Here is a 14,063-nt window from a genome sequence, read left to right on the forward strand (position 1 = left end):
AAGATCATAGATCGTATCAAGAAGCATACCTATCCCGGAAAAATACGCTGTTTTATATCTCCACAAACGGCTTAACGACTTGTATATGGAATTAGTAGGGGATTGAGACGGTTGATTTAGAACTAATAGCGAATCAGAAGGGTTATACAAATACGTAACATTAAAGTTTAAAGCTATGAAGTTTTTTATTGACACGGCGAATCTGGACCAGATCCGGGAAGCGAATGAATTGGGAGTATTGGATGGCGTGACGACTAATCCGTCCTTAATGGCGAAAGAGGGAATCCGGGGGGTGGAAAATCAACGGAAACACTATTTGGAAATTTGCGAGATCGTGGGCGGGGATGTAAGCGCCGAGGTAATCGCTACCGACTTAGAGGGCATGATAAAAGAAGGGGAGGAGTTGGCAGCTTTACATCCTAATATAGTCGTTAAAGTACCTTGTATCGAAGCGGGGATTAAAGCGATAAAATATTTCACCAGAAAAGGCATCCGTACGAATTGTACGCTGGTTTTCTCTGTCGGTCAGGCGTTATTGGCGGCTAAGGCCGGGGCTACGTATGTATCGCCCTTTGTCGGGCGTTTGGATGATATTGCCAGCGACGGGATAGAGCTGGTACGTAAGATCGTGGAAATGTATGATTATTATGATTATGATACCCAAGTTTTAGCGGCTTCTATCCGTAGCACCCAGCATATCATCCAATGCGTGGAGGCCGGGGCGGATGTGGCTACTTGTCCTTTGTCCGCCATTAAAGGCTTATTGAAACACCCGTTAACGGATAGTGGGCTAGCTACTTTTCTAGCGGATTATAAGAAAGTAAACGGATAGAAAAAAAATAGTACCTTTGTGCGGATTAATTCGTAAACGCATTTAAAAGATTACTATCGTGGCAAAAGTTGTGGAAACCCCTTTGATGAAGCAGTATTTCGATATAAAAGCGAAACATCCGGACGCTATCCTTTTATTCCGGGTTGGAGACTTTTACGAGATGTATGGCGAGGACGCCGTGATTGGCGCGGAAATACTGGGTATCGTACAGACCAAACGTGCGAATGGCGTAGGGCAGCATGTTGAGATGGCGGGATTTCCACATCATGCCTTGGATTCTTATCTGCCGAAGTTGGTGCGGGCCGGAAAGCGTGTGGCTATTTGCGACCAGCTGGAAGACCCTAAGTTGACGAAGAAACTGGTGAAGCGGGGTATTACGGAATTGGTGACTCCCGGTGTTTCCATCAATGATAATATACTGAATCATAAAGAGAATAATTTCTTGGCCTCTATCCATTTCGCCAAGGAGGTATGTGGTATTTCTTTCTTGGATATCTCTACCGGCGAGTTCATGACAGCGGAGGGTTCCATCGATTATATCGACAAATTACTCAATAATTTTTCCCCGAAGGAAGTGTTGATCGAACGGGGAAACAAGAAGCGTTTCGAGGAGGCTTTCGGTCCTCGTTTCTTTATCTTTGAGCTGGATGACTGGATCTTTACGACCTCGGCCGCCGAGGATCGCCTGTTGAAGCATTTCGAGACGAAGAACTTGAAGGGTTTTGGCGTACAACACTTGAAATTAGGTATTATCGCTTCCGGGGCGATTCTGTATTATCTGGACCAGACCCAGCATACGCATATTTCCCATATCACCGCTTTATCCCGTATCGAGGAGGATCGATACGTCCGCTTGGATAAGTTTACGGTACGCAGCTTGGAACTGGTGGGTACGATGAACGATGAGGGAACAAGCTTGTTGGACGTGATCGATAAGACGATCTCGCCGATGGGCTCTCGTATGCTTCGCCGGTGGATACTATTCCCGCTAAAGGATGTAAAACCGATCCAAGAACGCCAAGAGGTCGTGGATTATTTCTTCCGTGAACCGGAGACAAAGGAGTTGCTGGATACGCAGTTGGAGCAGATCGGCGATTTGGAACGTATTATCTCCAAGGTGGCTGTCGGCCGTGTATCTCCTCGTGAGGTGGTTCAGCTAAAGGTCGCGCTTCGTGCGATCGAGCCGATCAAGGAGGCATGTATGGCGAGCGGGGAACCCAGCTTATGCCGGATCGGGGAGCAATTAAACGCTTGCGCCTTGATCCGCGACCGGATTGAGAAAGAGATTAATAACGATCCCCCTTCGTTGGTCAATAAGGGAGGAATTATAGCGAAGGGTGTCAACGAGGAATTGGATGACTTGCGTGCCATCGCTTATTCCGGCAAGGATTATTTGTTGAAGGTACAGCAGCGCGAGATCGAATTGACGGGTATCCCAAGCTTGAAGATCGCTTTCAACAACGTCTTCGGCTATTATATAGAGGTACGTAATACCCATAAGGATAAAGTCCCGGCGAATTGGATCCGTAAACAGACCTTGGTGAACGCCGAGCGCTATATTACCGAGGAGTTGAAGGAATACGAGGAGAAGATATTAGGGGCGGAAGAAAAGATCCTTGCTCTGGAGACCCGCCTTTTCAATGAGCTGGTATTGGCCTTGACGGAGTATATTCCGCCTATCCAGATGAACGCGAACTTGATCGGGCGTATCGATTGCCTTTTATCTTTCGCCAAGGCCGCGGAGGCGAATAAGTATATCCGTCCGGTCGTGAGTGATTCCGACAAGATCGACATAAAGGGAGGTCGCCACCCGGTAATCGAGAAACAACTGCCCTTGGGAGAACCTTATATCGCCAATGATGTCTATCTGGATGACGAGAAACAACAGATCATCATTATCACGGGTCCGAATATGGCCGGTAAGTCTGCCTTATTGCGTCAGACAGCCTTGATTACGCTCATGGCGCAAATCGGTTGCTTTGTTCCGGCCGAGAGCGCCCATATCGGTATCGTGGATAAGATATTTACCCGTGTAGGCGCCTCGGATAATATCTCGGTGGGTGAGTCTACTTTTATGGTCGAGATGAATGAGGCTTCCGATATATTAAATAATATGACTTCCCGGAGCTTGGTGCTTTTCGACGAGTTAGGGCGGGGTACCAGTACCTACGATGGCATATCAATCGCTTGGGCGATCGTGGAATATATTCATGAGCACCCGAATGCGAAGGCGAAAACGCTGTTCGCTACCCATTACCACGAGCTGAACGAGATGGAGCGTGCCTTTAAGCGGATCAAGAACTATAACGTATCGGTCAAGGAAGTAGGGAATAAGGTGATATTTTTGCGTAAGTTGATACCGGGAGGAAGCGAGCATAGCTTTGGTATCCACGTGGCGAAAATGGCCGGTATGCCTAAAAGCATCGTGAAGCGTTCGAATGAGATCTTGAAGCAGTTGGAGTCCGAGAATCGTCAGGAGGGTATTACGGGTAAGCCTGTAAAAGCGATCGCCTCTGCCGCCGAGGGGTATCAGCTGAGTTTCTTCCAGTTGGATGATCCGGTGTTGAGCCAAGTACGGGATGAGATCAAGAACTTGGACGTGAATAATCTTACCCCCTTGGAAGCCTTGAACAAACTGAGTGAGATTAAGCGGATTATTACGGGGAAATAATCCGCTTGATCGTATTACCGATGATTGGTAATCGTTTACTTTTTAGGTCTCACCAACACTACCACCCGGTTGTCATCCTCTTCCAATGTCGCGGCCACCTCTTTTAGTTTGCCTTTCAGCTTTCCCCTTTTATAGTCCTGGCAAAGTTCGGAAGCATTGATGGTAGAGCACAATTCGCCTTTTGAATTGATGGGAGGAAATGTCACCATATAGATTTCTTTCTTATAAGAATAATCATCGTTGTATGTGATATAGTTGAAAAATTTCTTTTCTTGCGTATCGTATGCGAAGTACTTTCTCGGGAAACCTTCTCCGGTGTTAAAATCATATATATTCGTTACGCTTTCCATGAAATAATAACGATCGGAAATCAATCTTAAGACGACGAAAACGCCCGGATCCATGGTGTGGATAGGGGGTGTTCGTGCGATAAGCGGGCGCAAACTGTAATCAGGCATTAAGGTGTATACCGTATCTGAAGAGGCCTCAAATAGAATCCAATTACCCTTAAAAGGAATTATACTGTTATACGGACCTGGTCCAGCTGCTCTTGTTTCTCCTTTATCATAAAGTCTTTCAACGATATGGAATAATTGCTTCTCTTTATATGGAACCGTGATTTCTTTCGTTATACTTCCATCTTGCTTCGACACAAGCAAGAACGGTACCTCAAAATTAAACTTATCATAGCAAATCAAGTTGTCCTTGTCATAATCAAGCATTTCCACGTAAAACGAACTTTTCTCGCTTCTTTGATTCAGACTTCGTTTGAAATTTCCTTCCAAATCATAGACCCTTATCTTTTTCGCATGAAAATCATTTACGAAAATCTCTTCGTTTTCTTCATCTAACGAAACCGATCTCATAGACACGTATTCTTCTCCACCTTGTCCCTTGCGATTTATTTTGCGAATAGCTTTTCCGTTCCGGCCATATACGAAAATATTGCCATCATCGTAAAAGTTTGTCACGATTATGTATTTCTCGCCAACCGCCTGCACGCATGCCCGATTGATAAACTCATCGTTTGTTTCCAGCGGAATATACTCCATATCCATGAAGTCTTGAAGGACCAACTCTTTTTTGGTTGAATAACTATCGTTTACATCCACGGTTATAAGACCATCGGTCGATGAATGGTCGCCTCCACATCCAGCCATTACAAACAGGATGATTATCCCTGTAAAAATGAATCTTTTCATACGCGTATGATTTTTGTTTAACTTATGGTGGTGAAGATACTATAAAAAGCCGATGGTTTTCACGAAATTATCCTATTATTTGTTGATCTCACTGGTAATTTCCTGCACATCTTGGAGCGTAAAACGCCCTAACAATTGCATGACGCTGAAGCTCCCGTCGTCCATGTCGGCTATCATGATCAACTCCTGTATCAGTTCTCCTTGTTGCTTGACGTAGAAATTGGCTTTGGTCTTTCCATCTTTTACTCGCATGAGTTCTTCATGATCCTTTCCGATCAAGGCTTTGAACTCACCTCGCATTCGTTCCCTTAAATCCGCTTTTTGGGTGGTGAGTATTTGCAGGGATTCTATTTTCCCTTTCAGGTTGGCAAGGTTGAGTCCGGCGGTTTCCATGACCGGCATCATCTGAAACATCTTTTTGGAGATATATACGGAAGTAACATCGTCCATATCCGCATATTTGTCGAAAAGCTTGTTCTGGGCAAAACAGATATTCACGCAGCAGAGAAGCAGTATTGTATATAGTTGTTTGAGTCTCATTGTATTAATCATTTAAATGTTTATTTACGATCTTGTTTATTTTTGTGATCTCTTGACTGGCTTCATTGACCTGCCCGAGACCTTTGTTTAAATTCCTAGACATGAACGCCAAGGCATTTTGGGCTACGACAGCTGCCTCTTCAGGATCGGTAAAGGTATCGGCCATAACGGGAGCCGGACGATTTGTCTCCGTGAAGATGAGGAATAGGGCGCCAAGAATAGCGGCGGCGATTCCGCTTATCCAATAGAAGGAACGTCTTCGTGAGACTCGGGGAGATATCTCTTCTTGGGCTAGGAAGTCGATTTGTCGTTCCAGCCTTTCGGAAAGTCCCTCCGGTAAGGCTAAATCCTCTTGGAGTGCCTTGTTTATTAGTTCATCTATCTTTTTATCATCCATGACAACTTGCTTTTTCTAGTTTCTCCCGGATCAATTTGCGTGCCCGGGAAAGTAATGTTCTTATATTAGAGGAGCTAAGCCCTGTAATCTGTTCAATGTCCTCATAGGAACAATCCTCAATACCACGCAGGCGGATTACCTGCCTCTGGTTCTCGGGGAGCTGTTCTATCAGTTCTTGTATACGCCGGATATCCTCTTTTTCTTCCAATTCCTTTTCCGGCGAGGAGTCGGTCGTTAATAGAACGGTCTCCAATGCCTCTTCGTTGTCTCTTCGGCTTGCTTTGGGCGAGCGCAGGAAATCCAGACAAAGATTTTTGACCAATGTTATGGAAAATGCTTCCGGATTCTGGATATCTCCCAGCTCATCCCTTTTATTCCATAATTTGCAATAGGCATCTTGAAGTATGTCTTCCGCATCCGCTTTATTGTCTAATAAGGCATAAGCGATCCGATAGAGTTTAGGATGAAAGGGTAGGAACCGTTGTTTAAAAACATCAACGTCCATCAGTATCGCCCTTAATGATTTCCAGTTTTGTGCTCATTGATTACCCGGTCTAGATCGGACGGGCTGATCTTTCCTTTGATACGGATTAACGCATTGTCGCTTCCTGTCGTGAATATGACCAGTTCACGGATCATATCCTCTTTTATTTTGACAAGAACTTTCGTGCGACTGTCCCTTTCATTTGCCGTGACCATCGTCTCGTAATCAGAATCTCTCAGGTTCCGTATGGCGGTAGACAGTCGGTCTTTCACCTCTTGGGCACAATTATCAAATTCAAGGATATCTATACCGTTTACTCCCATTGTCTCGGTGAACAGGCTGGCTAGCTTCATCGTTATGTTTCCGATATTTACGGAAGTAACATCGCTTTCACCCCGGAAAGCATTGAATAATTGATCCATCTTCTGCTGCCCGTATCCTACTTGGCTGATAAGGAGGATGGCCAGTAACGCTAGTAATCTTTTCATTGTAATTGACTTTTTCGTTAATACTATGTTTTTGGATCGCCCTTCGTCCGTGCGCCTTAGAGTGGGGGCTTTCACAAAGAAGACGGGATAAGGGATTTGTTTGTTACAAAAATAGGCAAAAAAGATTAGAGTCCGGGCGTATTTATTCTCGATAGGCTTTACGGTAAGAATGAAAAGTTCCATAGATTAGTACTCTTATTTTATATACTGATTATTTTTTCTTCAGTTTAGGTGTCCATATATAGGCGACGGAATCGTGTAACCTGATATCTTTACCATCGAAATATAACTTATAGGAATATTTATATCCTTTATTCCAGCAGGTGCCTTCCGGAATGATGTATTTGTAAGTTCTTCCATTGATAGTAAAGATCGCCTCAACTTCTTTTTCCCGGATAGGAGAGTAGGTAGGGACTATACGGATATTTTGCTCCTCCGCTTTCGCGTGTCGTAAAGTTACGGATGGATCTATTGTAAGTAAAGTGGCTTTATATGCCCCGGGAGTTCCTTTGATATTTCCGGTTACGATATCCATTGTCCCGGTATATTGCAAGGTATTACCTCCCGCACGGTTACCGATCTGTATGGAGGTTAGCTTGAATAGCCCGTTGATGTCCGAATCTTGATATATTTCGAATGAGAGAAGTGATAATGCATAATTCATGGAGAGTTTCGCGAGCGGAGATTTACGGTTGACCTCTTTTTGGCCTTGCGAGAGCCTCCCATATTCATAAGAGGGGGTTTCCGCCGCGATTGGGGATATTTTGATCGGTATGGAGGTAGGATCTAACGGTATTTGTACTTTATAAGGTGAGTAAGCGTAGATCATGACTGGTCGATTAGATCTAAGGAATACCTGCGGTGTTTGTTTCCATTTTAAAGAACCTTTTGATGAGCCTACAGCCTTTGATTTTACGTTTTTATAAAGAGATGCGCCTTTATATAAACTGTCTTGATTACCATAGGTTATAAATAATCCTATTTCGGACCCTTCGGGCAGAATTTCGGTGAATACTGAAGAACCTGCCGTATAGGACCGGGTGGTCATTTCAAGAACTGACTTTCGTGCGGTTGATTTCTCTTTGGACATCCACTGCTGATTTTCATGACATCCGGTAAAGATGATTAACAAGATCGTAATTAATAATAATTTGTTCATTTTGTCTAATGTTTTAATGGAACCTTTCAAACAATAAACATTTGAGCCAATATAGTTTATTATTCTATTACTATTAATTATTATTCCTGTTATAAAATGATATTTTTATATATTATATAGTAACGATTGTTTTATCCTCTTAATACGCAAAGTAACCTGCTTTATTGTATACTATAATAATCAATATATCCAAGAGATATAAAGTTATTATTAAACGGGTCTCGTCCTTGTAATAGTCAAATAGAAGAGTGTTTTTGGCGATAAGTTGAGAGGGAATGATAACCCTTGAATGTAAAAGGGTATTTGGACGAGACCCGTTGTTTCTCTTATTGAGAGAATATATAGAGTCGGCTGAATGAAAAACACATCGTACGGGTAGTGACCCCGATGGTCTAATTCGCCGGAATGATAGAGCCAATTGTTATTTTCAGTGTAGTTGCCGGTGGCAAACGGATCAAAGCTTGCCACGGCATTACACCTTAATAACCACAACATAAAAAACTTACATGATATTGCCAATCAATCCTTCGTCGTTACCCGGTAACCAGTCTGTGATAGAGACGTCTCGCAATTGTAACGACCTTCCGTTAAAGCTTAGCTTATATAAATATTTTTTCCCTTTTTCCCATTGGGTGTTAGCGGGTATGTCAAATTTGTAGGTTTCTCCGTTGATCGTGAATAAGGTCTCCACGTCTCCGGTTCCGATCGTGCCGGAAGGTGGAATTACCATGAGCCGCATAGGATCACAATATTTCTCGTTGATGAGGGTAACCGGATTCGTCAAGGATAATACCGTGGATGCGGACGTGCTACGGGCGGTAGAACCGATGATATCGCCCGTCGTGATATCGAGGGTTCCTTCGCTGACTAAAGTTGTTCCACCGGGCTTATTTCCTACTTGAACGGAACTTATAATAAAGGCACCTGTCTTGCCTTTGCTTAGGTTCAGCTGGAAAGATATAAGCGATAGGGCATGATTCATGCTGAGTAATACAAGTGGCGAGGTACTGTTGACCGCTTTTTGTCCGATCGCATGGGTTCCATACATATAATCATCGGTCTCCAATGCGTTCGGGGCCAGTTTAACAGGTATCTGCCGGGCGTTAAAATTTATATCTTCTTGATATGGATAATATGCGTATATCGTAGCTTCATTAGAGTCAAGGATCACTTCCGGACTCTGTTGCCACCGGATTTTTCCATTCACTCTATAAGCTTTTACGCTTACGTTTTTATAAGTGGATATGCCATTGTATAAATCGTCGACTGTACCGGACGTGATTTGTAGTCCGAGCATAGAGCCTTCTTTAAATTCTTGTATAAAATTGGTGGATTTTGTAGTTAGGATACGAGTCGTTATTTGGAGTGGTTTTTCATTCCAGCCGATATTCTCAAGACCTCCGAAGTCTTTGTCGTTGGAGCAACCCCAAAAGCTTAAAATCATACTGGTAAAGAGTACTAAATTTCTCATTATTTTACTTATTTTTGTGTGAAACTTCTGGATGCAAATATCGGGTGGTTAAGGGGAAAGGGAGGTGCATACGGTCTAAAACGTCGGTGAAATCGTATAAAATTAGATCGTTCAAATTGTCTAAGGCGTTCATATTGTTAACTGAGGGGTCAAAAAGAACATTCGGGGGGGCGTATTGTTTAATAGATAGGAGGTAGTGTTATTATGTTGGATAAAATTCAGTTTCTACTAAGCTTACAGATATTAGGCTTTTGTGTTTTTGGTGGTATTACCCTGCTACTACGGGCCCGTGAGAATAGGGCAAAACAGATTTTGGGGTGGAGTATGTTATTATGGGCGTTTTTAGCGGCGGTACGAGTATCGGTTAACCTGTATTTAGAGGATTCAAAAGAGATATTTCATCCGGATGTGCTGATTATGGGATGTATTGTGGTAGCTACATTAGCTTGTTACGTGATAGAAGTGTTACGACCTTGCTATATGACCGTTCGCCGTTTCTTTATTTTTACCAGTCCGATATGGGTATTGGGTATTTCTTTTTTGATTTACCGGCTATCCGGTGGAAATATTCATCGTTATAACTCTTTTGGCGAGGTATTCGATACCTTGAATCTGGATGTGGTTATAAGGCTTTTGATTTTATTTTTCACGCTTCTGTATATGATCGTTCCTATTTATCTGATCTTGCGCTATAGTGAGGGATTTAAGGTGTATTTAAGGGAAAATGTATCGGACCCGGAAGATTATGATCTGGACTGGTTGAAAAAGACCATGCTGATCCTTTCTTCTATGTATATTTTTTATTTGGTATTGTTGTTTACGGATCGGGTTAGCCTATATGTAATCGACAAAACGTTTTTATTGGTTTTATGGTACTATTTCTTTTATAAGGCCTTGTTCCTAAAGGTTATCCATTTGGATCACACATTCGAGAGCGGATGGGGATTACCCGATTTGGAGGAGGATACGGATGATGATCAAGGTAGTGAGGAACAGAAAGGCATCATACGCCAAAGGTATGTTGAGGAAGTACAGGCGTGGTTTGAACGTGAAAAGCCCTATCTACGGGAAGATTTACGCTTAACGGATTTACAGCGGATCTTCCCGATGAGCCGCTCTTATCTATCCCAATTGTTTAATAAAGAATTAGGTTGTTCCTTCTCGGATTACGTAAACCATTTCAGGGTAGAGGAAAGCAAACGTTTATTGGAAGCCGAACCTCTGGCCAGTATACAAGAGATAGCCGAACGTTCGGGCTTCCATTCTATCAGTACGTTCCGTCGTGCGTTTATTAAGCAGACAGGGGTTATTCCTTCCGAATACAGGAGAGACGGGAACGAGTCAATTTAACCGGTAACTGACGAAAGCGAATCGCTTGCTATCGGGTGCCCAAGAGTTTACGTTTATCGTACCTTGCCCGCCGAATAGTTTGACTAAAGTCTTAGGTTCTCCGCCCTCGGCTGGCATAAGGCGTAACTCTACGTTTTTATTGGCGAGGTGTTGTCCGGGTTCCAGATCACCTTTTGTATAGGTGATGAAAATGATTTGTTTTCCATCCGGAGAGATGTGGGGAAACCAAGAATTTCGGGTCTCATCGAATGTCATCTGGGTTTGTTCGGAACCATCCGCCTTCATGCGCCAGACTTGCATAAGCCCGGTACGTACGGAGTTGAACCAGATATATTGTCCGCAAGGGGAGTATTCGGGGCCATCGTCCAAACCTTCGGCTGTCGTAAGACGTTTTTCTTCTCCGCCTAGGGCAGGAATGACGTAAACATCAAAATTACCGTTTCTCTCGGCGCAATAAGCGAGTTGTTTTCCGTCGGGGCTCCATCCGTGTAGGTAGCTAGGACCGAGTGGGGTAATCAACCGGGGAACACCTCCTTCGAAAGGCAGGGTATAAACACGCGATTTACCATCTTCTTTTGTTCCGTTACTGATCGCTATTTGCTTCCCATCCGCGGAGATCACATGGTCGTTGTTGCAACGGGTCGCGTAGTCGCTATTGATTAATTGCGGCTCTCCCGGAGATTTCGGAGAGAGCTTATATAATTTTCCTCCACTATTATATACAAGCCAATTACCATCCGGAGTCCAGTTAGGTGCCTCGATCAAAAAAGGGAATTCCTTGACAACGGAACGTTGCCCGGTCGTAATGTCCATCACTTCCAGCACACTAGTCACATTCTTTTTTTGGGCATGCGTACAAAAAACGGCGATACACATACAAAGTACAGAATTGAGAAAACGTTTCATATACATATAGATTTAAAGGATATAAGAAAACCGGGTAAAATTAGCTTTACGCTATTTTACCCGGTTTCAAAGATATAATTTATTTCGATTACTCCTTATACATTGAAACGGAAATGCATGATATCTCCATCTTGCACAACATATTCCTTACCTTCAACGCTCATCTTTCCGGCCTCTTTAACAGCAGCCTCGGAGCCATAAGCGATATAATCCTCGTACTTGATCACCTCGGCACGGATAAATCCTTTTTCGAAGTCCGTATGGATAACACCGGCGCATTGAGGAGCTTTCCAGCCTTTATGGAACGTCCACGCACGACATTCGTCCGATCCGGCGGTCAAGAAGGTTTGCAGATTCAATAATTTGTAAGCCGATTTAATCAAACGGCTTACGCCAGACTCTTCCAATCCGATTTCTTGTAAGAACATCTGGCGTTCCTCATAGGTATCGAACTCAGCGATCTCGCTCTCGATCTTAGCGGCGACTACTAGAATCTGGGCATCCTCGTCTTTAACCGCCTCGCGTACGGCATCTACATATTTATTGCCGTTTACGGCGCTAGCCTCATCCACGTTACAAACATACATGACAGGTTTATCCGTCAGCAAGAATAAATCGTGGGCAATGCGTTCCTCGTCTTTCGTATCAAAAGAAACGGTACGTGCGCTTTTTCCTTGTTCTAAAGCCTCTTTGTATTTACAAAGTACCTCGTAAGCGATCTTGGCTTGCTTATCACCTCCAGTTTGCGCTTGTTTTTGCACCTTGGCGATACGGCTGTCTATCGTTTCCAAATCCTTGATCTGAAGCTCATAGTCAATGATCTCCTTATCACGGACCGGGTCTACACGTCCGTCCACGTGCACGATATTATCGTCGTCGAAGCAACGCAATACGTGCAAGATAGCGTCTGTCTCACGGATATTAGCCAAGAACTTATTGCCTAATCCCTCGCCTTTACTCGCTCCTTTCACCAATCCGGCGATATCCACGATCTCTACGGTGGTGGGGATCACTCGCTGCGGATGTTCGATTTCCGCTAGTTTATTCAGTCGCTCGTCGGGTACGGTGATCACGCCTACATTCGGTTCGATCGTACAGAACGGAAAGTTCGCTGATTGTGCCTTCGCGTTGGATAGGCAATTGAAAAGGGTAGACTTTCCTACGTTCGGAAGTCCCACAATGCCACATTGTAATGCCATATTATTATCGTATTTTTTATTATCAATCTGTTATATAGTCGCTTCAAGCGACTTGTTTTGAGTTCGCAAAGATAATCAATTTTAGGCTGATACGGTTATTTTCTTAGGCTTTCTCTTCATGCTTAACCGGTTGCCTCATCGATTGTTTGTTTAATAATGTTTTAACGAGTTTGTTCATAGGCTTCTTTACTAATGTTATTTTTTACTTAGGTTGTTCTCTCATATTTCCGGTAAAAGAAAGTCAATAACAAGAATCCGATAAAAGCGAATCCGGAACCTATCAAGGCCGGATATTTATAACCAAGGCCGACCTCCAATGGTAACCCACCACAATAAGCTCCGATAGCATTTCCTAAATTGAACGCAACTTGTACGCTGGCGGCTCCCAGCATCTCTCCACCTTTGGAGTAACGGATCAATAATACTTGTTGAGGGCTTGAGACGGCGAATAATCCCGCCGTACACAGACACATCAGCAAGACATTTAACCAAGATATTTGTGCCAAGAAGAAGACGAGCAGTAGGGCTACGCAAATCATGCCTTGCGCTATGGCCGCTACCCGTCCGGGCATATATTTATCGGATAGGCGGCCACTGATCAAGTTGCCCGCTACCATACCGAAACCTGCCAATACCATTAGAACAGTAAGGCTTTCGGCCGAGAAGCCGGATACTTGTGTCAATAGCGGGCTGATATAGCTATACCAGCAAAATACACCTCCGTTACCTAGCATTGTCGCCCCTAGGATTAACCATGGCGCTTGAGTCTTAAGAAAACGAAATTGTCCTTTAAAGCCAGTATCCGGAAGGTTCTCTACCATAGGTACCCATCTCCAGATGTAATATAAGATGGCTATGCCCCAGCAACCAACCAGTAAGAAAGTCAGACGCCACGAGAGCATGGTGCTGAGGGCCGTCCCCAACGGGACACCGAATAGGTTGGCGATCGTCATCCCCGCTATCATGATAGAGACAGCCTCGGAGCCTCTTCCTTTATCAGCAAGCTTTTCGGCTACGATGGAGCCAACACCGAAGTAAGCTCCGTGAGGCAATCCAGAGATGAAGCGGGCTATCATCAATACCCAGTAATTAGACGCTAATGCGGCGCATAAATTACCGATCATCATAATCCCTACTAAAACAAGCAAAATGTGTTTTAATGGATATCTACGGGCGATAATCAACATGGGAGCGCCTACGCAAACCCCTAGTGCATAAGCTGAGATCAGATGCCCGGCTGTAGCAATGCTGATGTGTAAATCTTTCGCGATGTCGGGTAGGATACCCATCATTACGAACTCGGCAATCCCCAGCCCAAGGGTACCGAAAGCTAAAGCGATCAAACTTTTTTTCATAACCTAAAA

At 43.9% G+C, this 14,063-nt stretch carries 13 protein-coding genes; 3 read left to right on the plus strand and 10 right to left on the minus strand.

The window, feature by feature from the left end:
• Nucleotides 1–175: 175 nt before the first annotated feature.
• A complete protein-coding gene (gene fsa, locus CI959_RS07715; protein WP_005860406.1) occupies nucleotides 176–832 on the plus strand; it encodes a fructose-6-phosphate aldolase in 657 nt (218 codons plus the stop codon).
• Between the two features lie 58 nt (nucleotides 833–890).
• Nucleotides 891–3,503 (plus strand): DNA mismatch repair protein MutS, encoded by a 2,613-nt coding sequence (gene mutS, locus CI959_RS07720; protein ID WP_036632384.1) that lies wholly within the window; start codon nucleotides 891–893, stop codon nucleotides 3,501–3,503.
• A 35-nt stretch (nucleotides 3,504–3,538) separates the two neighbouring features.
• Here mutS and CI959_RS07725 read toward each other — a convergent pair whose 3' ends face one another.
• The 7 genes from CI959_RS07725 to CI959_RS07760 all read right to left on the minus strand — a co-directional run bounded on the left by CI959_RS07725 (nucleotide 3,539) and on the right by CI959_RS07760 (nucleotide 9,244).
• Nucleotides 3,539–4,705 carry a 6-bladed beta-propeller gene (locus tag CI959_RS07725; protein WP_009016530.1) on the minus strand — a complete coding sequence of 389 codons (1,167 nt, stop codon included), beginning with the start codon at nucleotides 4,703–4,705 and terminating at the stop codon, nucleotides 3,539–3,541.
• A 75-nt stretch (nucleotides 4,706–4,780) separates the two neighbouring features.
• Nucleotides 4,781–5,245, minus strand: coding sequence for a DUF4252 domain-containing protein (locus CI959_RS07730; protein ID WP_005860412.1), 465 nt, complete (start codon nucleotides 5,243–5,245; stop codon nucleotides 4,781–4,783).
• Nucleotides 5,246–5,249: 4 nt separating this feature from the next.
• Nucleotides 5,250–5,642 carry a hypothetical protein gene (locus CI959_RS07735; RefSeq protein WP_005860413.1) on the minus strand — a complete coding sequence of 131 codons (393 nt, stop codon included), beginning with the start codon at nucleotides 5,640–5,642 and terminating at the stop codon, nucleotides 5,250–5,252.
• Nucleotides 5,635–6,147 (minus strand): RNA polymerase sigma factor, encoded by a 513-nt coding sequence (locus CI959_RS07740; protein ID WP_005860415.1) that lies wholly within the window; start codon nucleotides 6,145–6,147, stop codon nucleotides 5,635–5,637. Before CI959_RS07740 ends, CI959_RS07735 begins: the two co-directional genes overlap by 8 nt.
• Before the next feature lie 11 nt (nucleotides 6,148–6,158).
• Nucleotides 6,159–6,614 (minus strand): DUF4252 domain-containing protein, encoded by a 456-nt coding sequence (locus CI959_RS07745; protein ID WP_057317289.1) that lies wholly within the window; start codon nucleotides 6,612–6,614, stop codon nucleotides 6,159–6,161.
• Nucleotides 6,615–6,825: 211 nt separating this feature from the next.
• Complete coding sequence (locus CI959_RS07750; protein WP_011967097.1) at nucleotides 6,826–7,773, minus strand: fimbrillin family protein; 948 nt, start codon at nucleotides 7,771–7,773, stop codon at nucleotides 6,826–6,828.
• 502 nt (nucleotides 7,774–8,275) lie between these two features.
• A complete protein-coding gene (locus CI959_RS07760) occupies nucleotides 8,276–9,244 on the minus strand; it encodes a fimbrillin family protein (protein WP_005860423.1) in 969 nt (322 codons plus the stop codon).
• 204 nt (nucleotides 9,245–9,448) lie between these two features.
• Here CI959_RS07760 and CI959_RS07765 point away from each other — a divergent pair, with 204 nt between their 5' ends.
• On the plus strand, nucleotides 9,449–10,594 hold the full coding sequence (locus CI959_RS07765) for an AraC family transcriptional regulator (RefSeq protein WP_005860425.1): 1,146 nt from the start codon (nucleotides 9,449–9,451) through the stop codon (nucleotides 10,592–10,594).
• On the opposite strand, the gene CI959_RS07770 is transcribed toward CI959_RS07765, so the two are convergent.
• From CI959_RS07770 to araJ, 3 genes are all read right to left on the minus strand, one after another.
• Nucleotides 10,586–11,500, minus strand: a complete 915-nt coding sequence (locus CI959_RS07770; RefSeq protein WP_022193005.1) for a TolB family protein — start codon at nucleotides 11,498–11,500, stop codon at nucleotides 10,586–10,588. The genes CI959_RS07765 and CI959_RS07770 overlap by 9 nt on opposite strands.
• Nucleotides 11,501–11,595: 95 nt before the next feature.
• A complete protein-coding gene (gene ychF / locus CI959_RS07775) occupies nucleotides 11,596–12,699 on the minus strand; it encodes a redox-regulated ATPase YchF (RefSeq protein ID WP_005860429.1) in 1,104 nt (367 codons plus the stop codon).
• A 206-nt stretch (nucleotides 12,700–12,905) separates the two neighbouring features.
• A complete protein-coding gene (araJ, locus tag CI959_RS07780; RefSeq protein WP_005860430.1) occupies nucleotides 12,906–14,054 on the minus strand; it encodes an MFS transporter AraJ in 1,149 nt (382 codons plus the stop codon).
• Nucleotides 14,055–14,063: the final 9 nt, after the last annotated feature.

Origin of the sequence: Parabacteroides sp. AT13, from assembly GCF_002272965.1 — a bacterium.
GTDB classification, from domain to species: domain Bacteria; phylum Bacteroidota; class Bacteroidia; order Bacteroidales; family Tannerellaceae; genus Parabacteroides; species Parabacteroides distasonis.

Bases quoted from the DNA above. Each gene is read 5' to 3' on its own strand.
- CI959_RS07750 (WP_011967097.1), bottom strand. From the start codon at position 7,773: ATGAACAAATTATTATTAATTACGATCTTGTTAATCATCTTTACCGGA.
- CI959_RS07740 (WP_005860415.1), bottom strand. From the start codon at position 6,147: ATGGACGTTGATGTTTTTAAACAACGGTTCCTACCCTTTCATCCTAAA.
- araJ (WP_005860430.1), bottom strand. From the start codon at position 14,054: ATGAAAAAAAGTTTGATCGCTTTAGCTTTCGGTACCCTTGGGCTGGGG.
- CI959_RS07725 (WP_009016530.1), bottom strand. From the start codon at position 4,705: ATGAAAAGATTCATTTTTACAGGGATAATCATCCTGTTTGTAATGGCT.
- fsa (WP_005860406.1), top strand. From the start codon at position 176: ATGAAGTTTTTTATTGACACGGCGAATCTGGACCAGATCCGGGAAGCG.
- CI959_RS07745 (WP_057317289.1), bottom strand. From the start codon at position 6,614: ATGAAAAGATTACTAGCGTTACTGGCCATCCTCCTTATCAGCCAAGTA.
- CI959_RS07735 (WP_005860413.1), bottom strand. From the start codon at position 5,642: ATGGATGATAAAAAGATAGATGAACTAATAAACAAGGCACTCCAAGAG.
- CI959_RS07760 (WP_005860423.1), bottom strand. From the start codon at position 9,244: ATGAGAAATTTAGTACTCTTTACCAGTATGATTTTAAGCTTTTGGGGT.
- ychF (WP_005860429.1), bottom strand. From the start codon at position 12,699: ATGGCATTACAATGTGGCATTGTGGGACTTCCGAACGTAGGAAAGTCT.
- CI959_RS07765 (WP_005860425.1), top strand. From the start codon at position 9,449: ATGTTGGATAAAATTCAGTTTCTACTAAGCTTACAGATATTAGGCTTT.
- CI959_RS07730 (WP_005860412.1), bottom strand. From the start codon at position 5,245: ATGAGACTCAAACAACTATATACAATACTGCTTCTCTGCTGCGTGAAT.
- CI959_RS07770 (WP_022193005.1), bottom strand. From the start codon at position 11,500: ATGAAACGTTTTCTCAATTCTGTACTTTGTATGTGTATCGCCGTTTTT.